The 22,153-nt window shown below is 31.1% G+C and carries 17 protein-coding genes; 9 read left to right on the top strand and 8 right to left on the bottom strand.

What is annotated here, in order from left to right; genetic code table 11:
• The first annotated feature begins 199 nt into the window (after nucleotides 1–199).
• From MN187_RS04400 to MN187_RS04415, 4 genes are all read left to right on the top strand, one after another.
• Nucleotides 200–373 (top strand): hypothetical protein, encoded by a 174-nt coding sequence (locus MN187_RS04400; RefSeq protein WP_158563484.1) that lies wholly within the window; start codon nucleotides 200–202, stop codon nucleotides 371–373.
• Nucleotides 374–383: 10 nt separating this feature from the next.
• Nucleotides 384–1,007: a GNAT family acetyltransferase gene (locus tag MN187_RS04405; protein ID WP_118249564.1), complete on the top strand. Its 624-nt coding sequence runs from the start codon at nucleotides 384–386 to the stop codon at nucleotides 1,005–1,007.
• A 673-nt stretch (nucleotides 1,008–1,680) separates the two neighbouring features.
• Entirely contained in the window at nucleotides 1,681–5,373 is a 3,693-nt protein-coding gene (locus tag MN187_RS04410) for a helicase-related protein (protein WP_242094449.1), read from the top strand.
• Nucleotides 5,351–8,632 (top strand): Eco57I restriction-modification methylase domain-containing protein, encoded by a 3,282-nt coding sequence (locus MN187_RS04415; RefSeq protein WP_242094452.1) that lies wholly within the window; start codon nucleotides 5,351–5,353, stop codon nucleotides 8,630–8,632. The genes MN187_RS04410 and MN187_RS04415 overlap by 23 nt, the downstream gene beginning before the upstream one ends.
• 373 nt (nucleotides 8,633–9,005) lie before the next feature.
• On the opposite strand, the gene MN187_RS10625 is transcribed toward MN187_RS04415, so the two are convergent.
• Nucleotides 9,006–9,074, bottom strand: a complete 69-nt coding sequence (locus MN187_RS10625) for an Ltp family lipoprotein (protein ID WP_371821054.1) — start codon at nucleotides 9,072–9,074, stop codon at nucleotides 9,006–9,008.
• A 508-nt stretch (nucleotides 9,075–9,582) separates the two neighbouring features.
• On the opposite strand from MN187_RS10625, the gene MN187_RS04420 reads away from it, so the two are divergent.
• The 3 genes from MN187_RS04420 to MN187_RS04430 all read left to right on the top strand — a co-directional run bounded on the left by MN187_RS04420 (nucleotide 9,583) and on the right by MN187_RS04430 (nucleotide 12,400).
• Nucleotides 9,583–11,103, top strand: a complete 1,521-nt coding sequence (locus tag MN187_RS04420) for an SIR2 family protein (protein WP_242094454.1) — start codon at nucleotides 9,583–9,585, stop codon at nucleotides 11,101–11,103.
• A 31-nt stretch (nucleotides 11,104–11,134) separates the two neighbouring features.
• Nucleotides 11,135–11,740, top strand: a complete 606-nt coding sequence (locus MN187_RS04425) for a hypothetical protein (protein WP_242094456.1) — start codon at nucleotides 11,135–11,137, stop codon at nucleotides 11,738–11,740.
• 279 nt (nucleotides 11,741–12,019) lie between these two features.
• The gene (locus tag MN187_RS04430) at nucleotides 12,020–12,400 is read left to right on the top strand and encodes a hypothetical protein (protein WP_242094458.1); all 381 of its coding nucleotides are present in this window, start codon (nucleotides 12,020–12,022) and stop codon (nucleotides 12,398–12,400) included.
• 68 nt (nucleotides 12,401–12,468) lie between these two features.
• Here MN187_RS04430 and MN187_RS04435 read toward each other — a convergent pair whose 3' ends face one another.
• The 5 genes from MN187_RS04435 to MN187_RS04455 all read right to left on the bottom strand — a co-directional run bounded on the left by MN187_RS04435 (nucleotide 12,469) and on the right by MN187_RS04455 (nucleotide 16,343).
• The gene (locus tag MN187_RS04435; protein WP_117972224.1) at nucleotides 12,469–12,657 is read right to left on the bottom strand and encodes a hypothetical protein; all 189 of its coding nucleotides are present in this window, start codon (nucleotides 12,655–12,657) and stop codon (nucleotides 12,469–12,471) included.
• A gap of 55 nt (nucleotides 12,658–12,712) precedes the next feature.
• Entirely contained in the window at nucleotides 12,713–14,008 is a 1,296-nt protein-coding gene (locus MN187_RS04440; protein ID WP_242094460.1) for an SNIPE associated domain-containing protein, read from the bottom strand.
• Nucleotides 14,009–14,218: 210 nt separating this feature from the next.
• Nucleotides 14,219–15,745, bottom strand: coding sequence for a class I adenylate-forming enzyme family protein (locus tag MN187_RS04445; RefSeq protein ID WP_242094462.1), 1,527 nt, complete (start codon nucleotides 15,743–15,745; stop codon nucleotides 14,219–14,221).
• Nucleotides 15,746–15,865: 120 nt separating this feature from the next.
• On the bottom strand, nucleotides 15,866–16,210 hold the full coding sequence (locus tag MN187_RS04450; RefSeq protein WP_242094464.1) for a uracil-DNA glycosylase family protein: 345 nt from the start codon (nucleotides 16,208–16,210) through the stop codon (nucleotides 15,866–15,868).
• Complete coding sequence (locus tag MN187_RS04455; RefSeq protein WP_242094466.1) at nucleotides 16,197–16,343, bottom strand: uracil-DNA glycosylase family protein; 147 nt, start codon at nucleotides 16,341–16,343, stop codon at nucleotides 16,197–16,199. The genes MN187_RS04450 and MN187_RS04455 overlap by 14 nt, the downstream gene beginning before the upstream one ends.
• 143 nt (nucleotides 16,344–16,486) lie before the next feature.
• On the opposite strand from MN187_RS04455, the gene MN187_RS04460 reads away from it, so the two are divergent.
• Entirely contained in the window at nucleotides 16,487–17,281 is a 795-nt protein-coding gene (locus MN187_RS04460; protein ID WP_242094468.1) for a helix-turn-helix domain-containing protein, read from the top strand.
• 441 nt (nucleotides 17,282–17,722) lie between these two features.
• Here the strand turns inward: MN187_RS04460 and MN187_RS10535 are convergent, their stop codons facing one another.
• Together MN187_RS10535 and sstT are read right to left on the bottom strand one after the other, a co-directional pair.
• Complete coding sequence (locus MN187_RS10535) at nucleotides 17,723–17,854, bottom strand: hypothetical protein (protein ID WP_256463838.1); 132 nt, start codon at nucleotides 17,852–17,854, stop codon at nucleotides 17,723–17,725.
• A 152-nt stretch (nucleotides 17,855–18,006) separates the two neighbouring features.
• A complete protein-coding gene (gene sstT, locus MN187_RS04465; RefSeq protein ID WP_242094470.1) occupies nucleotides 18,007–19,251 on the bottom strand; it encodes a serine/threonine transporter SstT in 1,245 nt (414 codons plus the stop codon).
• A 343-nt stretch (nucleotides 19,252–19,594) separates the two neighbouring features.
• Here sstT and MN187_RS04470 point away from each other — a divergent pair, with 343 nt between their 5' ends.
• The gene (locus MN187_RS04470; protein ID WP_241698948.1) at nucleotides 19,595–21,931 is read left to right on the top strand and encodes a DNA translocase FtsK; all 2,337 of its coding nucleotides are present in this window, start codon (nucleotides 19,595–19,597) and stop codon (nucleotides 21,929–21,931) included.
• The last annotated feature ends 222 nt before the right edge of the window (nucleotides 21,932–22,153 follow it).

Consider the following 22,153-nt stretch of genomic DNA (forward strand, 5'->3'; position numbering starts at 1 on the left):
TTTAACATACATGCTATAAATTATGATTATAGATATAAGGAATAGACGATTTTAATTGCTAGTGAAATAATGATTAGCGTACTCTCAACGGGGTGTTTTTTTAGAATCATTTAGAAGTATATAGAAGAAAAACCTTGCTTTTTCATAGTACATGTACTACACTTTAAGTGTATATAGTACATATAAAGGAGGAATTACTATGGCAACTAAAACGTTTACAAAAGAAATTAGCTTTAGTGCAAAAACAGCTGAGAAATTCCTAGATGCTATGGATCGTTCACAGAGAGTTGATATTACAAGTAAACATGAGATTAAAAATGCTCATGGTAAAAAAGAAATTAATAATTTACTGGCTAAGGCTTTAGGGAAATAGAGGGGATTTTTTGGCATTAATTACTGTTAGTTTAAAAGAGCTGTTAGAAAATTCAGAGAGTATGGAGGATGTTGAAACGCTCCTCCATACTTTTTTTTGTGTAAAAGATTCTGAAACAAACTTTGGGAAAGATGTACAAGATTTTTTACACAAAAAAGCGATAAATTTTGAGAATGCTGCAATTTCGAGAACGTTTTTAGTTATTTATAGTGATGAAAAAATTAGTTATTTAGCTGGTTATTTTTCATTAGCGAATAAGCCACTAAGTATGACAGGTAAAAATTTTGGAAAACTATCTCAATCTAAGAAAAAAATGCTTTTAGGCAGTGGTCATAAGACTGATAAAAATAATTATGTTTGTCCATCTGTTCTATTAGGACAACTTGGAAAAAATTGTAATTATCCTCAAGATATAGAAGATTCACAGAAAGTTGAGGGTAAAGATATTTTAAAAGCCTCTTATGAAAAAATAAGAGATATTTATACTTTGTTTGGTGGCAAAGTTTTATATCTTGAATGTGATAATAATGTAAAACTAAGAAATTTTTATAATGGGAATGGATTTAGTTTATTGGAAGGTTATGAATCTGAAAAAGATATGCTAGTATTTGTTAAAAAATTATCGCAAGTATAATTACCCCCAACTAAAAAATACTATCTTTATACTATCTATAAGTTTAAATACTTGCTATTAGATAGTATATTCTTATGTTTAAAACTATCTATAAACGTTAATAAGTCAACATTTAGTAATAAAAAAATAACCGTATCTTAAATGGAAGGGTCTGTGGGGTAATTGAAAAAGCTCTAAGCGCTATGAAATAAACGTTTAGAGCTTTTTTTGTCTAGTAATATAATGTGGAAAATTTAGTTATATAAAATAGGCAATAGTTTTTCAGAGTTTTTTTGAAACTCATTTTAGTAGAATCTTTTCTTTTTTATATAAAAAGTTCATCAGCAAAACTCTAATACTAATAAGGATGATGTACCTAAAGAAAAATGAATATCAAATTCATATAGCAATAATACTTAAATATATAAAGCAAAAAATTAGGTTTCTTGAAATAAGTTTAAGATTGTTTACTGAGTAGATTTAATAGTCTATATTAGGATTAAGAACCGAAAATAATGATATATGAAAATGGAAAAAATAGATAGAAATAGCAATTAAAAAGATGGAAAAAGAGTAAAACACCTTGTATGCTTATAATAATAGTTTCTAGTGATATTAAAAATATTGAATAAATATGTTTATAGAAAAAGTACATATTATGGGCTTTATTAATGAAACGAAAGAGGCGAGTTTTATGAGTCAATATCCACAATTTATTGATAATAAGAGAAAGACTTTAGCAGAAACGTTACGTACAATCGCACCCAATTATAATGTTCTTCGTATAGCTACGGGTTATTGGGATCTATCAGGAACACTGGAACTAATAGATGAAATTAAAGATTATACTAAAATTCAATTATTAATTGGACAAGAACCTTTAGCAAACCATCTTCAAAAAAAATTTAATATTTCAATTAATGAAAATGATTTATTTCCAGATAGTTATGTTCAATCTGATTTAGAGGAGTATGGTACAACTAATCAAATTAATGAATTACGTGAGACAGCACGTAAAATTGTAAGTCTAATTAAAGAAGGCTGTTTAGAAGTAAAAGTATTTAGGCAACCTAGATTACACGCCAAAGCATACATATTCGGAGAATTAGGCGATGGAAAATCTGTTGGGATAATTGGATCATCTAACTTTACAAAAGCGGGTCTTACTACTAGTCAGGAACTAAACTTTTTAACCGATGATTATAAAATAGTAGAGTTTGAACCAAAAACGGACAATCAAGAGAACGGTCATATCACTTGGTTTGATGAGTTATGGAACGATGATGGGGCGGAGGATTGGACTGGTGATTTTACACAAATAATTAGTAACAGTCCAGTGGGTGATAAAACTTATGGTCCATACGACGTATATATAAAGACATTGATGGAAGTTTTTCCAGATGAGCTGATTGATATATCTCCATTCGATACTGATATCGAAAGAGTTTTGCATGAATTCCAAAATCAAAATGCACTTAGTCTACGTAGGAAATTAGATACTATGGGCGTTGCTATGCTTTCCGATTCTGTAGGACTAGGTAAAACCATAACAGCTGCAGCTATAATTAAACAATATATTTATGATGATAAGGTGAATATAGCTATTATTCCACCTGCGTCACTAAAGCAACAATGGGTAGATGAATTAGAAAGTGATAGATGGAATTTAGTAGAACATAGAGATTTTGAAATATACACTCAGCAGGATAGTAACAAAATTGAAGACTTAATTGAGAAATCAAAAAGTCGTAGAAATACAAGGGGTGAAATAGATTTATTTGTGATAGACGAAGCTCATAACTTAAGAAATTCAGGCTCTACACGACATCAACAAATATTAGAATTATTTCAGGAAAATCCAAATGCTAAAGTTTTACTTCTTACGGCAACACCAATAAATAATTCACTTATGGATTTCGCTAATCAAATTCAACTTGGTTCAAAGGGTGATTTAGTTTCTGTAAATGTTCCTTACGCAACAGGAAACTCCCAATTAGAATACATTGATTTCTTTGAAGCATTAAAAAGAATTCAATCACAGATAAGTAGGGCAGAAAAAAATGGTGAAAAATTAGATTGGAACATCTATCGAAAATCATTGACTTCTGGTATTAGGCATTATTTAGTTCGTTCTACAAGACAAGGTGTAATAAAAAGAAATGCAATGAAAAGCAATGTTGAGGGACAAAAACTATTCCCTGATACAAAAGTTGAACAATTTTCATATAGTTACGGGAAAGATAATTCAAAATTGGTAAAAGCAACGATTGAGGCACAGATTAGCAATGTTTTTGAAGGTCTAGATCCAAGGTTGTTAAATCTAGATTTTGTAAGTGAAATTACACAGAGAACGATTCATCCGATTGATTTGTATTCTAATATACATAGACTTCAAGAGGATAATCAGAACGAACAAATATTTGAAGATAATGATATTTCAGAAAATTACTTAGATATTAAAATATTAAATAGTAACATGTCGGAAACGGTAATATCGCTTCTTTTTCAATTAATTAATTTTCTAGGATTTACACCCTATAAGCCTGACTCTTATCGTAATGAAATATATGGTAAATCTATTCCAGAAGTCCGTTCTATGAGTATCTCTTCTAAAATAAGAACGCAGTTAGCTATTCATAACATGCTGCATGTAACTTGGTTAAAACGCTTGGAGTCATCAATGATGGCTTTAAAAAAATCTATTTCCAATTATAAACATAGAATTGAATTTTTCGAAACTTGGTTAGAAAAAGGCTATATCATAAATTTATCTGATGCATCGTTGTTGGAAAATGAGTATGGGGAAGATATTGATAGAGCCTTTGAGGACTATGAACAATATCTTTCCGAATTAGAAGAGGCAATGGATGGCGATGATGAGTATATTAAGAAACGTGGTATAGAGCGTAAAGAAGCAGATGAAGATATTTATAATTTGGTGCAACTACGAAAAGACATAGATCGTGATAAATCAATTATTAATCTATTATTAAGTTTACTAGACTTACTAACACAAGAAGGTTCTGATGAAAAACTAAATGCTTTTGTATCACGCCTATGTGAGCAAATCAATGAAGGCAAACATGGTGGAAAAGTGCTAGTTTTTAGTTTCTTTTCTGATACAGTGGATTATTTGAGAGATACATTGCCTCGATTATTAGAAAATAGAATACCAGGATTTAACAAGCAATCAGCATTCGTTTCAGGTAATAGTAAAGAAGTAGAAGATATTGCTAAGAGATTCTCTCCTAATAGTAAAAAATATCAGTTGAAATCTGATGAAGTAGAGTTGAATTTTTTATTTGCAACAGATGTCTTGTCAGAAGGACAAAATCTTCAAGATGCAGGGATTTTAGTGAATTATGATTTACATTGGAACCCAGTGAGAATGATACAAAGAAATGGGCGTATTAATCGTTTGGGATCATGTTTTGATGAAGTTCTAATTGCCAATGCAACTCCAAGCGATGATTTAGAGACATATTTAAAACTAGTTAAAAGAATTGAACGTAAAATTGATACCATCAATTCAACAGTAGGTAACGATCAAAGTATATTAGGTGAAGAAGCGAATCCGATTGAATTTAATGATATGCTTGATTATTATAACGAAAATGAAGTAATAGCTAGTGAAGCAGCTTCTAGATTAGAAAATCAAGGGGATCCCCTTGATTGGACTGATGATTATTCACTAGAATTGAGGTCTTTTTTAGAAGAGCATAAAGAAGATGGAGAGATGGAGAGAATAAAAGCAATTCCTAAAGGAAAATGGAACTATCTTCCTCAAACTAAAAAAACAATTATTGATCCTTCAGAAGTGATAGGATTATATACAACTAATGGAAAAATCACAGGAACTGGTGAAAAAATTAAAGATGTAAGTTTTGTAAAAATTGCATTTTCTGGTCAAAGTAGAGGTCCTTTCCAATCCATTAGAACAGAATATATGGAAGAACAAGAAGCTTTAAGACGAATAAAAACAACGCCTGATGATAATGGTATCAGCATGGATACAATTAAGGTGAATAGGGAAGAATATATATCTAAAGGAAAAGTAGAAGTAAAAGTGCATTTTGATTCAAATAAAACTGCTTTTGATTTAAAGTCACCTTCTCATATAAAAGCTTTAGAAATTGTAGGGACATACTTTACATTGGATGTATTGGGTATAGTTAGAAAAGGTATTCAAAGATCAAATGAGAAGCGTGAATTTGAACAACTTGTAAGAAAGTTAAATAAGGAAGTAAAAGAATCAGGTACTCCATATTCTACAACTATTCGAAAATTTGAAGTTTTTATTAAAAAACTTTTAGATAAAGAAAATCAGGAACAAAAAATAGATAAAATTGAAGGAGTATTATTTTATGCTAACAGCGAAAAGGCTTAGTATCATAGATGATTTGGTTAAAAATCTTTCAAATGAAGATGATAAATGGATGTCCCTTGCAATTGCAATTGATTTAGCAGATGAAGTATTAAAGGTAATACTTCCTGATAATAATGATTGGGAAAATCAATTAAATAGAGACTCTAGTAATACTGGGAAATTGCCGGATCCACTCCCTTTAGACACTTTTAAAAATCAAAAACAGGTATCATGGTTTAATATTCATCCTGAATCAACTTCAGCAAGAAGTGCATTTAAACTATTTTATTCAGAAGATTGTGCATTGGAGAGTAACTTTTTTTGGTTTAGTGAATCAGCAACTAAGCAAAAAATTGCTGCTGCCACAGAGTATTCACAAAATTGGGAGGATTCAGACCTTACTCGTAAGCCAGAGTATAAAGTAGGAATAGATTTCTTTTTAACACCAGATACTAATAGTTTGATGGTTGTTATTTCTAATCATCAAAAATTACGTGTATTAGAATTACATGGACAGTTGAGTAATACGCAAAAATTGATTTTGAAAGATAAACTGAATGGAGCTGCAGCGTATACTGGAATTGAAAATGGAGAGCGATTAGAATTCGAACCACAACGTACAATTCATACGACACTTTGGAATGCCTTACAACTTAAAGAAGTAAATAAACAATTTTATGGCTATGTGGCTAGTCATTACGCAGAAGTTGTAACGTATTTAGAAAAAAATGGGAAAAAATCAGATGATGCAAAACAATTTTCTTCAAGATTATTGGGTAGATTATTATTTATTTGGTTTTTAAGGAAAATGAATGTTATTAATGAAAGTGTTGGATACTTTGAAACAGATGATTTAACAGCAACTGAATATTATGATCAAAGACTGAAACAATTATTTTTTGAAACATTAAATACTGATGTAGAGTCTAGAACTAGCGGCGATTTGCTTACTCCTTATTTAAATGGGGGTCTATTTGAAGCGAAGGAAAACGACTTTGTCGATGAAACAATAGAATTTCCAGAAGGTTATTTCACACGCTTATATAATCATTTTGATGAATTTAATTTTACAACAGATGAATCTAGTGCTGATTTTGAATTAATAGCGGTAGATCCTGAAATGTTGGGACAAGTTTTTGAATCATTATTAGCTTCTCAAACAGATAATGAAGATAATAATGAGCGTAATAATACAGGTTCGTTTTATACCCCACGTGAAATTGTTGGGTATATGGTTAAAGAAACTCTTAGACAATATTTATATTCTAAGATTGACGAAACAACTCATAAAGGAATTGATGAATTATTAGATTTATCTGATTCTCAGTGGTTGAATAGAAAAAGCACATCTAGCGCAGATGTCTGGGGAGTTAATAGCAAGAAAGTTATTTCTGAAATTAAAATAGCTCTCGACAATTTCAAAGTACTAGATCCTGCGGCAGGTTCAGGAGCATTTCCTATGGGGATGCTTCAGCAACTACTAAAAACTTATGAAAGAATTGAAAAACGCTTTGACCCTTACAAGTTAAAACTATCTATTATTGAAAATAATATTTTTGGTGTTGATATTCAACCTATGGCTGTGGAAATAGCAAGGCTTCGTGTATGGTTATCAGTAATTGTTGATGAAAAAGATATTTCTAACATTAAGCCATTGCCTAATCTAGATTTTAAATTTATTGCAGCTAATTCATTAGTTCAGTTAGAAGATGGCCAAACAGATTTATTTGCTGATCCAGAATTAGATATTAAGCTTCAAGATTTAAGAAATAAATACTTTAATGCTAGATCTCCTAGAAGGAAAAAGGAACATCAAGAAAGATACTATAGATTGACGCTTGGTCAAGGGAATGTTTTCGATGATGAAAGAACTATTCAATTAAAATCATTCGACCCGTTTAAGAATAGAACTGCCGCAGAATTTTTTGATCCACATGTAATGTTCGGAATAAGTGACGGATTTGATGCAATTATAGGAAATCCACCGTATCTTCTAGAAGGAAAAACCAATAAAAAGAAGTTTGAAGGTATTCCGTATTATCAAGGTAAAATGGACTTGTGGTATAGTTTTACTTGTTTAAGTATAGATATGCTTAAGGAAAAAGGACATCTTTCTTTTATTGCCAAAAATAATTGGGTAACTAATTCAGGTGCAAGCATATTAAGAAACAAGGTAATAAATGATACCAAAATAATTAAATTAATAGATTTTGGTAATTTATTTGTTTTTCAAAGTGCTAAGCAACAAACTATGATTATGATGTTTGAAAAAGATAAATTAACGGATAATTATGAATTTGATTACAGAAAATTAAACGGTAGTAATAAAGAATTAACAAATAATGATATTAATAAATTTTTAAACAAAAATAATATAAAAGGTACATACGTTACTCCTCAAATAAAACGAGAAAATTATAAAGATTCTTTTTTTACGTTCAGTAAATATGAAAATATTCTAAACAAAATTAACTCAGATTCAGATTATTTGAATAAAACAGAAGTTAATAATGGAATCCATTCGCATTATGATATTATTGACAAGAAATTAGCTAAATTACATAATATGCCAGTTGGAACTGGTATATTTGTATTAAGCGATAGTGAATTAGAAAATTTAAATATAAACGATAATGAAGCTTTATTGATAAAGCCATTTTATACATCAAATGAAACAAAAAGATATTTAACCCAGAGTGCTAATAAATTATGGATAATATATACAGATTCAACATATAAATCTCCTAAATCTATGGATATATATCCAAACTTAAAAAAACATTTAGATGTCTTTAAAAATGTAATTACTTCGGACAATAAACCTTATGGATTACATAGAGCTAGAAAAGAATTTCTCTTCAATGGCGAAAAAATATTGGCATTAAGAAAATGTGTTAATAAACCACTATTTTCATATTCAGACTTTGATTGCTATGTATCAGCTACGTTTAATGTGATTAAGACCAATAGATTTAATAATAAGTATTTATTAGCCTTATTAAATTCAAAATTAGTTCAATTTTGGCTTAAGTATAAAGGGAAAATGCAAGGAGATAATTATCAACTTGATCAAGCCCCCCTCATTAAAATACCAATAAAAGTTAGTAATGAAGAAATAACCAATAAAATTGTTATATTAGTTGACCGCATATTTTATAATATACAAAATAATACTGATACAAAAATATTTGAAGAACAAATTGATCAGCTGATTTTTTCTATATATAATTTAGAGCCTTATGAAATAAAAATTATTGAAGATGATTTGAGAATAAAATGATATTTGATATTAATATAATGAGTGAATAAATTTTTCAAACAACTTCTCTACCTGCAAAATTGGATTCGTTTTTGGGTACGTTTTGATTACTATCAAGCAATATCATGTAGCAATAGTATCAGTATTTTATAATCAGAAAGTGCTGATACTATTGCTTTTATTAGTTTATTACCTTCCAATTTTTCATTGGAAGGGTCTGTGGGATAATAAAACTAAAGAGTACTAAAATATTGAATTGACAATGTTTTAGGCTCTTTTTTTCCTGTGTAGTATAAGAGTAAATGAGATTATGTATATAATAAATAATAATAGAGGGCTTAGCCTCCCTGTTATTACGACTTAATGCTTATTAATCTGATAACCTTTTTTTGCCTCATTTTGATAAATGATCAATAGCATAATTTCCAGACTCTTGCGAAAACTGTTCGGCGTAATCAGATATAAGTTGTTAGTATACTTTTTTCTTACTTAGACATAAACATTGTATATTAAATAGAATGTTCTTAAATTCCTCCTGTTCAGAAGTAGGATACACGTTTTTTGATAATGCATCTTCATCAATTTCTTTATCAGATGCACTGTTATCAAAAAATATATCTGTAGATATTACAATTAGCACGATTGTTGCGATAATCATTAGAACGAAAAGCCAACTTTTTTTTAATCATGCTTACTATATGGATTATTCACAAGATAATATCCTCTTTAATTAATTATTGAATTTTTTAAGTATCCTATTTTTTTATTTGTTTTAACTCAGCTGTATTACTAAAGTGTATAAGTATCAATAAAACTAGATTATAATAGAAAACAGATTAGAGGTTCAGTCCCGCTCAAATTACTAGTCTTTTTTATTAATAAGAACAAAATCTCCATGTAAAATGTTAGAATAAAAGTGCTCAGATGATTAAAGATTGGATATAAATATTAATAATTAGGGAGGTATTAAATTGAAAATAGATTCTTTTATAAAGCAATATAGTAATCATCCTGTTCTTTTTATAGGTGCAGGATTTAGTTTAAGATATCTTGAAAATTCATTTACATGGGAAGAATTATTAAAACATGTTTCTTTAGAATTAACAGGAAATAAAGAGGTGTATTTAGATTTTAAATCTGAATCAATCAGAAGTGATGGGTCTTACTCTTATGAAGAAATAGCTGGTAAGTTGGAAAGTCTATTTAATGAAACTTTATCTCAGGATAGGAATGGTAAATTTAAGGAAATTAATGATATTTTTTATAATAATATGGAAAAAGGTATTAAGCTAAGTCGTTTTAAAATTTATATTGCACAACTTCTAGGTGGAAAAAATTTAAAAGAGAATACAGAAAACGAAATAGCAGCTCTTAAAAGAGTTCGGAAAAATATCGGTTCGGTCATTACAACAAATTATGATAACCTGGTAGAGACTTTATTTGATTTTAATCCTTTAATAGGTAATGATATTTTATTAAGTAATCCGTACGGATCCGTTTATAAAATACATGGATGTGTTACTAATCCAGAAAAGATAATTATTACAGATAATGACTATGAATTATTTGAAGAGAAATATGAACTTATTAGGGCACAACTCTTATCATTATTTATTCATAATCCTATTATTTTTATTGGGTATAGTATTGGTGATGAAAATATTAAAAAGCTTCTCAAAACTGTTTTTACATATGTAGAAGCTAACACAGAGATAGCTGAAAAAATTAAATCTAACTTTTTAGTTGTGGAGTATGAAAAAGATTCAAATAATTTAGAAGTTCATGATCATGATATCGTGCTTGAAGACTTGGTTACCATCAGAATAAACAAAATTAAAACTGACAATTTTGAAGACATATACAATTCTTTAGCTTCAATTGAATTACCTGTTTCAGCTATGGATATAAGAAAAGTACAAAATGTTGTTAAGGAAATTTATGAAGGTGGAAATGTTTTAGTAAATATTGTCGATGACCTAAATGATTTGAAAAATAACGAAAAAGTTCTAGCAATTGGTAATGTTAATAGAATTAGTTATGATTATCAATCTATAGGAGAATTGATTGCTAATTACTTTAAAATTGTTGAGGAAGATAATTTTCAAATTTTAAAAGTAATTGATAAACAAAATATAAATAAAGGCCAGTTTTTCCCTATTTTTGCCTTTTCTGAAATTAATACTGATATTGAAAAAGCTGGCGAGTTAAAAGTACAGCAGGAAAAAAAATTAAAAGAGATATATAGAAAATTAAAAAATAATCAGGAGAACTCTCATACAAGGATAGATGATATAATTAAGGATGATTGCATATCAAATTCTAATAAAGATAATGCAATAATGTATGCAGTTTTTAATAAACAAATAGGATTAAAAGAATTTGAAGAACATTTATATACTAGGTCTAATAAAAAAGAAACTAGTTATAGAAGGTTGCTCTGTGTTTTTGATTTTATGAAATATTCAGGAGAATTAGAGAAGATAGAGTCTTAATTTAATATATGTCAAAGTGGTGATTATTTTAATGATAGATAGAGAAAAAAGAGTAAATGAAGGATTGGAAGCGAGAAAAAAATTTAATAGTCTAGAAGTGGACTATAAATTGGAAACTGAAAGAATATATAGAATAGTACAAAATCATCCAAATAAATTTGTTACTTCCAAAAGTATCTTTGTCATAACGTTAGGTTCAAATAAAGATTTTAAGCTAAAATATAAACAATATTTTAAATCGTTGTCAAAAAATGACTTAGAATCATATTATTATGTTTGGATAGGTCTATCAGAAGGAAATGTGGTAGTTGTAGGAAGAACATCTTTTTCAAAAAATGCAAGATCAAGTTTTGGAGATTTATTCAATGAATATAATATATTTGGTGGTATCACTCAAGAAATTATTATGAGAATAATAATTTCTGAGAAAAAAGGAATTGATGTAAATAAGATAAATCAATTAAACAATGATTTAAACGATTTTTTTACTCATGCAATAATAGTTCCTGTAGACGTTGGACAATGTAATAAAAAAGAAGCAGATTTAATTTGCAGTACTGTAGAACAGCAACTAGGAGATGGATTAATTAAGAATGAGATAGAGATACTTAATACTTACTCTCATAAGTTTTACTAGTGAAATCAAATATAAAATATAATAAACAAGTGGGTGTGAATACAGACTTTTTATTGACTTTACAAGAAAAGCTACCAGAATTTTTTACTAAAGAGTGTGAATTTAATTTATATGAACTTTAAGAAAAGTTACGAGAAAATAATATTCAGGAACTGTTAAACGGTCATCGTCTTAACTTTATTGGGAAAAGCTATTCAAAATCACTAATATGAAAAGGAATTTGAAATCTATCTGGAATTATTCGAATCTCTAGCTAATTTGGATAGAAGTTTGGAAGAAATGTATGGATTATTAGTCTATTTAAATAAACCTTATGAATCAATATCAAGTTTAATCATTACCAAAAAATTAGATAGTTCTATGAATAATCTAAATATAGCTTCTATAAATGTTAGAAGAATTCAGATAAGATACTCACCATTTTTTATAGTAAATATTAAAGATGAATTATTAGAGATTAGTGTTAGTGTTGATAAGACTTCTAAAAAATTAATAGAGGAGATTATGATGAATGAAAAATCAATTGAAAGAATTGATATAGTTGAATGTCAAAAGAGTATTTTGAAAAGTATCAACATCTTAAGAGACTGTCATGAAAGAATTAGTACTGAAGTGAAAAGCTATTTGAACAATCTTAAGGTTAAAGAGATAAGTTGGTAACATGTATATTTTTTAAGTCTAATAATTCAAACAGCAAAACACTATTAACTGATGTTTTGCTGTTTATTTTAATTCACGGTTGTTAATTTATTAATAATTTCATTTTCTAATTCTTTTTGGTTAGTTGCAGTCATTTCATCTGATGTTCTAATAATAACTGTACCAACAACAGTATATCCACCAGCAGAAGTTCCTTTGTCTATTACATCAGTACCAAAGACTTTATTTTGATCAACGAGAGTACTTGAAAAATACACAACACATGTATTACTTTATCATATAAATACTCAAAAGGGTAAAAAACGTACATTATTAATAAGAATGGTTATCTTGTATTGAATCCCTCGACTGCATATATTCCTCTGCTTCAGGATATCTCGTGAAATCAATTGTTAAAGTTTCGTATTCTTTTAATTTTTGCTCAATTAAATCAATAGAGCATCTAAAAAATTCTTTTCGATTATTTACTTTATTAATACGATAATCATGGAAATAGTCATGAAGTTCGGCTTCAAGTTTGAAGGCATCATAACTAAATATAAGGGCATGAACATCAAATTTGAAAGGGACTGATGCACTACTTAATTCGTTGATTCGCTCTAGTGGCTCCAATCGTCTAGTTACCCCAATTTTAAAGACATCTTCACCAAAAGCTCCGATGTTACTAATAATATAAACGTAACCAGCATAAGCATGTGCATTTCTATAATCTAACTCATTTTTTTCTTCTTCTTTGTTTTCAATTTGTTTCTGTAATTCAGCAATTTGTTGTTTTAAAGCGTCAATTTCTGCTTGATCATCGTTCTTTTTCATTTTTGATTCTAAATCTGAAATCATATTATTGTAGTGGGTTAAGTCTTTATCTATTATCTTCATTTTTGCGTTAATCTCTTTTTGTAACGCTTTTTCTTCACGTTCTTTTTCACGCTGTAGTTTTAATTCTTCTTTTTCTTCTTGTTTCTTTCGTTCGTATTCATATGCTAGATACATTTCTTGTTTTTTGATTTCTAGATAGGCTGGTGATATAGACAATTGGTTATTTTCATTCATTTTATTAAGCTGTTGGTAGGACGTTTCCATTCTTTTTTTAGAAGCATCTAAGTTGTTGTATTTTACTTTCATAATGATGGTTTCACACTCATTATTGAACGAACGCAGAATTTGTTTAATATTGTTATTCGTCATTTTTTTACCTTCAGCAGCACTTCCATTAACTGTCCATCCATCAAAAAAATTGACAGCAGTCTTATCTTTAATCATTTGTTTTTGTGTTGCTCGAACTTCAGTTAGTTTGTCTTTATACAAAAGTGATGAAGCAAAATTATATTGTGGTTCATACAATCCCCAATTTTGCGCGTCAATTGTATTATTCAACGTATTTAATTCGTTCTTTTTGTCCATAATTTCAGCACCCAACTGCAATAATTTATTATTTAATTCTACTTCGGTGCGTTTTACTTTTAATACCGCGTCATCAAGTTTGTTCACTTCAATGGTTAAATCTTCAATCATCGTTTGCTTTTCTATAATCGACATAGATTCAATGGAAAGTTGTTTCTTTTTGATGCGACTTAATTCTTCTGAACGATTATCTAATCTCTTTTGCATTTTTTTATTTTCATCTATTAATCGTTCGTTTTCTTGTTTTATTTTTTTGATTTTAAAAATATCTAAAATAGCGATAGTTAACTCCTCCTATATTACTAAAGATATGATTGTATGATTATATCACATCAAGTAGGAGGGAAATGACTATAGCTAGAAAATTATCAAAAATAAAAAACATTAGACATGTTTTCACATCTCTAACGTTTTTTTCTATCCTTCCTTCAACCATCTCTCCAACAATAATCTCTGAACTTTCATTGTGGCAGTATGAGGTATCTCGTCAAATGTTTTGATGATAGGTTCATTTAAATGAGGGAGGTCAGCTACTTGCAGCCACCACGCGTCCCAATCCATTTCTTTTCCAGGCACAACAGCTAAAACAGGTTGAGGAGAGTTATCTTTTCCACGCACAATCACGACTTCTTCCAAGAAATCCAAGGCATCTAATAAATAATCTTCCAGTGCAAGAGTGCTATCAATGTTTTCAATCAAATCGACTTGGCGATCTTTTAAGTATAAGTGACCACGCTCGTCCATCATGCCGTAATCGCCACTATCCCACCATTTACCATAAACATTTTCTTCAAAACGAGCGTCTTCTTTATAATAAGTTAATGCACGGCCTTTTGATAAAAATTGAATGTGTCCATCTGTCATGACAGGTAGCAGTGTGCCATTTTCATCGGTAATTCTGGCTTTTGTTAATCCTTCAAGTCCAACGCCCATATCACGAGCATCAGAGTCTTTTAGTGAATTAATGGTGTGCGAACGTAAAATCATTGGACCGCATTCACTTTGACCATAAACTTGTAAAAAGATAGGGTCATTTTCTTTTGATGCGTTTAAAAAGGCTAGCATAGTGGCATTGTTTATTGCATCAAATGTCGAATGATAAAACTTAATGCTAGAAAACACATGAGGTTTTTCTTTTGCCAGTCTTGCCCATTGGACGAAATTATTTGGATGAGTTTCCAATGCAATAGGTTGGTGTGTTGTTAGCATGTCTTCCACTTGCTGAGGTGTTGCACTTGCTAACGGCATCATAGGAAATCCCATACTCATCAATGAAGAAACCCCAATATTAAAACGAGAGTGCACAGGTGAGATGTGAAATGCAACCAATTCTTTTTTAGAAATATGAGTAAATATTTCTCGTTGCCATTTAGTTCGCCATCCCATTGAGTGATAAGAATGACAAATCAGTTTTGGGATACCTGTTGTGCCAGACGTGTGAGTCATGTATGCTATGTCGTCTTTGCCCAGCTCTTCTTGTGATACAGGCTGTGCTGAGGCGTTTAATAATGTCTCTAATGAAATTTTTTTCTCGCTTGAACTATTTTGAACAGATTGGACGTTTTCTTTCGTCACGTCATCAAATAAAATAAAAGGATCTTCCAAACGCTCAACAAACACGCTAATGGTTTCAGGTGGTAAATGATAAGACACCATGACAGGTATCGCACCAAGGAAGGAGGCTGCGACAGCAAGTAAATACGTATCAAACTTAGGACTTTTATATAGGATGATTTTATCGCCTTTTTTAACACCTAAATGGGCTAACTGATATGCTCTTTTTAATATTTTGTTATGGCTGTCTTTATATGTTGTTTCTAAGCTAAGTGAGGCAAAAGCTGGTAGTGTTTCATCAAAAATAATCGGAATCGTCGGCGTTTTTTCGGCCGCCTCTTTGTAGTTGGTATAAAGATTTAATGGTTGGTAGTCAAGTACATTTTTCAAATAAAAAAACCCTCTCAAAATAAATTGTGCAAGTTTGAACAATTGCTGAATTATCTTATCATAAAATGACTTTATTTTCTATGGTTAAAAAATATGGTTAAGTAAAGAATTTTTTATTCTTTATCTCACCATCTCCAACGCCTCATACCACTGTTGTCTTCTTTTTTTCATATACCCATTCGCAGCGCCACTCGTTGAAATACAAGGCATGATGGTTATATCCGGAAATAACTGATTTTCTAACACTTCCTCATAGGCTTTTTTACCATTCGTGATAATTAATTGAATATTCGCTGTATCTAAAATTTCACTAAAATCATTTAATTCCGCTGTTTTGATAGACGTATCTAAACTCCCTCTGCGCTCAAATAAATGATACACATCCCACAAGCCGATATGATGATTTAATAGTAACGCTACTCTTTTGTCATAGTCTGTTTCAAAGGGGACATTAAAAAAAAGCAAACATTATTTTCCAAAACTGATTCCCATTGTTACCATAATATTGTTGTTTCTTTAATGACATCTCACTTGGTGCACTGCCTAAAATCAGTATACTTGTGTCTTCATTGAAAATCGGATCAAGTCCACGTTGCATAAAACATGCCTCCTTTTTGTGATTTAGTTCATCGTAAGATAAAACTAGTCATAAGTAAATCTTAGCAAGTTAAAAATATGAGTGACAGAATCCATTTTTCAAACGTTTATATAAGTGTAGAGAAAAAGATGGAGGATGAGACGATGACAACACAACCAACTTATTTTGCGATTATTCCAGCTCATGTGAGATACGCTAAAACGATCAGTGCTAATGCCAAACTGTTATATGGAGACATTTCTGCTTTATGTCATCAACAAGGGTATTGCTGGGCAAGCAATGATTATTTTGCCAGACTATATGATGTGAGTAAAACGTCTATTTCAAAATGGATTAACCAATTGAAAGAGCAAGACTTTGTGACAGTGGAGTTGCATTATAAAAAAGACAGTAAAGAAATAGACAAGAGGCATATAAAAATTGTTGAAGAGCCTATGAAACAAAATGAGTTCACCTCACCAACGAATGTGATTGCCCCTATTGAAGAAAAGTTTAAAGAGAATAAGACAGTGAATACTAAAAAGAATAAAACAATGAATAAAAAGCATCCGTATACGAAAGAGCATATGAGACTAGCAAAAATGTTACACATAAATCTATCAAAAGATTTTCCAAAAGAGATGAGCAAAGTTAACTTAAATGTTTGGGCAAGTGAGATGTACTTGTTAAACAGGCAAGATGGCGTGAGAATAGAGGACATAGCTCACATGATTAACTGGTTAACAACCAATGATTTTTGGTCTCGTCATATCAGGCATCCTAAAAAGTTAAGAGAAACATTTGAGCGACTTGTTGTTGAAAGTAAAAAAGGTAAGACAACCACATCAAAAACAGAAACATTGCCTGATTGGTTCAATCAATCGATAAAAGAAACCCCGGCAAGTGAAGAAGAGATGGTTGATATTAAGCAAAAAATACTGGCCTTTCAAATGAGTTAAAAAAACAGACTAACTATAAAAGCCAGTCTGTTTATTAAGTGTTTTTTGTTGATGCTTTTTAAAAGCAAGGATAGCAGTCGCGATAGTGGCAATGATAACAGTTTTTTTCTTCATAAAAATCATCCTTTCAAATAACTGATGGGACTAAGTGGACGGTAGGATTCGAACCTACACCTCGGTAAATAGAGAACAAACACACGTTTAGACTCTTAGAGTGAAAACACCACGTTCACCCACATATAAGCAAGAGCTAGAAATAAATGAGTTTCTATTGCTCTAATAAACATTCAACGTGTTGAATGACTCTCTCTTTGACCTGTCTTAATCATACAAGCTAAACCTTAAATGAAACATAAAATGATAAGAAGAATTTATAAACAAGTTTAAGAAAAGATAAAGAGTGATGACAACAAAAAAATAAACCTTCCAATCATTGGAAGGCTACAGGCGTTTAAATGTAGTGATAAAACCATTTTCAGACCAGTCTAAAATATACACAGCTTTGTCATGAACATCATAGATTACTTTTTCAGTTCGATCAGTTAAAAATGGTGCAACTTTTGTATCATCCATTTGGGATACTTTAAAAAAGTTATTAAACTTTCCTTAGTGTGCATTGTAGCATCATTCGCCTTGTTAAAGGCAGATTATTATTGTCTATTTGTTTTTAGCGCCTAAATTTAAATTATAAAAAAACTCCCCCAACTTTTGAGGGAGTTTTTTTATTAAAGTAATTTTCTAGCTTCTCTGACACGTGCATTTAAATCAATTGTCTGACCAGATTTTTGCTTATCATAAAATTCCGCTGTTGCTGCAAACAACAAATCAGCAGCTGAGTTAAGGGCTGTTTCAACAGAGTCTTGGACAACCCCAATGATAAATCCAATTCCAACAACTTGCATGGCAATATCATTTGAAATATTAAACAAGCTACATGCTAGTGGGATAAGAAGTAAACTTCCTCCAGCAATACCAGAGACACCAGTTGATGAAATGGCTGCTAATAAACAGAGTAGAAAAGCAAGAAGAAATGGAATATCCATTCCCATTGTATGAGCCGTTGCTAACGTCATGATTGAAATCGTAATCGCCGCACCACCACTATTAGCAGTTGCTCCTAGTGGAATAGAAATAGAGTATGACTCTTTATCTAATCCTAGTTTCTCACATAATTCCATATTAATTGGAATATTAACAACTGAACTACGCGTAAAGAAGGCAGGAATCCCACTTTCTTTCATACAAAACATCGTTAATGGGTAAGGATTTTGTTTGAGTAGTAAAAAGACCATAAATGGGTACACAATAAATGACACAAATAACATAGTACCTACTAATAATAAAATTAATTTACCATACTCGGCTAGTCCTTTAATTCCGATCTCAGAAATAGAATTAAAGACTAAACCCACAATCCCAATGGGAGCTAGTTGAATAATAATTTGAATGACTTTAGAAATGGTATCAGAAATATCTGACAGGACATTTTTTGTGACGTCTGCTGCACTTCTCATACCCACACCAATAACTGCTCCCCAAAATAGTAGAGACAGGTAGTTACCCTCGATAATGGCTTGAACTGGGTTCATGACAGCTCCAATGATAATATCAGATAAAATGTTCCATAAATCATCTGGTGCTTGTTGTTCGACAGCTACATCAGGTAAAACCAATTTTACTGGGAATAAGTCTGAGGCAAACACCGCAACTAAGGCAGCAATAAAAGTCGCACTCAAATATAAAATAATGACGGTTCGCATATGCGTTTTAATGCCTTTTTGTTGTTTAGATAATGAATCGATAATGAGGAAAAAGACTAATAAAGGGGCAATTGCCTTCAAAGCCCCGATAAAGAGATCACCTAGTAGTTTAATCCAAGTCCAGGAAGGTACCAACATCCCTAAAATTGCCCCGACGACAATCCCGATACAGATTTTTTGGATTAATGATAACTTTCTAATCTTTTTCATATTGTTCTCTCCTTTTTGTAATATTAATATAATATACTGTAAAATACGATGAAAATAAACACTTGTTTTGAAATTAATTCACATTTTTTTCATTTTTTATTATATTGTATAGAGTTTTAATTTGAAAACAGCATAGGTTAACACTGGGTTACTTGATGTTGCTATGACAATAAAAGCTAGTTTATTGTGAGTTAAACTAGTTAAGAAAAGATGTATCAATTAATTTATTAAGGATCTATGAGAAAAAGAAATAGGTACGAGTGTTTGCTTAAAAAAATAAAAGAACAAGAAAAACTAAAACAAATATAGTATAATATCACTGATGACTTAAAGGAGAGAGATTATGGCGAAAAAGAAAACAAAACGAGCGCCTACTAAGAAGCAAAAAGCACAACAAGAGCGAACAACTTATTTCCTAATTGGTGTGTCCTTTATCTTATTTGGTATTTTAGGGGGATTACGATTAGGATTTTTAGGGATGTTGATGACAAACGTCTTTCGCTTTTTTGTGGGAAACTTGCATCTAGTAATGGCTCTTTATTTAATTATTTATGGAGCACTTTTGATGTTAATGGGAAAAGACCCTAAATTTAAACGAAAAAGTTTGGTAATAGGTCTATTAGTCTTTTTTCTAGGATTATTGCTATTTATTGAAATTGGCTTATTTAAAACGATTAGTCGTGATACAAACATCCTAGCCATGACATGGCAAAAAATTTCTTCTGACATAAAAGCAAATAGTGTCACGCAATCAGTTGGAGGAGGGATGATTGGAGCCCTTCTTTATACCGTAACGTACTTTTTAGTGTCTAAGGCAGGCTCTTATGTGGTTGCCTTTCTAGCGATGGTCGCAGGTGTGCTACTTGTTTCTAATATCGGTGTGTCTCAAGTCGCTGATAAAGTAGTTGATTTTGGTGGTCAGTTTTTTCATTCACTAAAAGAAAAAAAGCAAGAGCGAGAGGAAAAAAAAAAACTGAATAAGAAAAATCAGTTAAAAGTTTCAGAAAATAAACCCAAAGAGACAAAAAGCAAAGAAAAAAAACAACAAGCGCCCTTAATGAGTGATGATGAGGCAGGTGAGAAAGAACAATTGACCTTAGAAATTGATAGTTATCAAGATCATTATAAAAAGCGTGATCAACAACAAACCGTTGCAAGACCTAAAAAGGGATCAACAGAAAATAAAACAGGTGAACCCGAAAAAGAACAGCCACTCTTTTTTGATTTACCAGAAGGTGAAGAAAACGAAGATTATGAATTACCACCAGTTGAATTATTAAATGATATTCCGCTCACTGATCAAAGTGCAGAATACAAATTAGTTGAAAAAAATGTTAAGGTATTGGAACAAACATTTGATAGTTTTGGTGTGGATGCCAAAGTGGTGCGCGCAAGTCTTGGGCCCTCTGTGACTCGGTTTGAAATTCAACCAGCTGTTGGGGTGAAAGTCAGTAAAGTCGTTGGATTGACCGATGATTTAGCCTTAGCTTTAGCAGCGAAAGATATTCGGATGGAAGCGCCAATTCCTGGGAAATCATTGATTGGAATTGAAGTACCAAATCAAACAACCAGTATGGTCTCATTTCGTGATGTGGTTGAGTCAGAAAACAATCATGATGAGTTATTACTTGAAGTGCCGTTAGGGCGAAGTATTTCTGGTGAAGTGATGACGGCAGATTTAACGAAAATGCCCCATCTATTGATAGCAGGATCTACTGGTAGTGGAAAATCGGTTTGTATTAATACAGTCATTTCGAGTATTTTAATGAAGGCTAAACCCCATCAAGTTAAAATGATGATGATTGATCCGAAAATGGTGGAATTAAATGTCTATAATGGTGTGCCGCATTTGTTGACACCTGTTGTGACAAATCCTAGAAAAGCCGCTCAAGCACTGCAAAAAGTGGTGGAAGAGATGGAAAGACGCTATGAATTGTTTGCGGGCTTTGGCGTGCGAAACATGAATGGCTACAATGATATGGTGAAAAAACATAATCAAACGACTGGAGAAAACAAATCAAGTTTACCTTATATCGTCGTTATCGTTGACGAGTTGGCTGACTTGATGATGGTTGCAAGTAATGAAGTGGAAGATGCCATTATTCGATTAGCACAGATGGCAAGAGCGGCTGGTATTCATATGATTTTAGCTACTCAACGACCAAGTGTGGATGTTATTACAGGAATTATTAAAGCAAACGTCCCTTCACGAATTGCCTTTGCTGTATCAAGTGGGATTGATTCGCGAACCATTATTGATAGTAATGGGGCGGAAAAATTACTTGGTCGAGGAGATATGTTGTTTGTTCCCGTGGGTGAAAATAAACCCATTCGTGTACAAGGGGCCTTTATATCAGATGAAGAAGTTGAACATCTTGTAGCATTTGTGACCAATCAACAAGAAGCAGATTATCAAGAGAATATGATGCCATCAGAAAATACTGCAACAAACGGTTCTACTGCTGATTTGGATGAGTATTTTGATGAAGCTAAGGCTCTTATCATTGAAATGCAAACAGCGAGTATCTCACTTCTTCAACGACGTTTTAGAATTGGTTATAACCGTGCCGCTCGACTCATTGATGAATTAGAAGAACAGGGAGTCGTTGGTGCGTCTGAAGGAAGTAAACCACGTAAAGTATTAATGACTTATAGCGATGACAACACAGCAGAAGAATAAGAAATAACCAGTCTCTAATTAGAGACTGGTTATTTCTTATTCTTCTGCTGTGTAAGGGGTTTTATATCATGTGTATTATGTTAGATAATAGATATAATTCAATAATATCTATTGTAAATAACCATCTTTTTATAGAATAATTTCTAATAAAATTCATAAAAAATTTGTTTTTTCAACATATATTAACTATAATGGGCATGAAGCCGTTCATTTAATTTTTAA

The sequence above is a fragment of the Vagococcus sp. CY52-2 genome (assembly GCF_022655055.1).
GTDB lineage: Bacteria > Bacillota > Bacilli > Lactobacillales > Vagococcaceae > Vagococcus.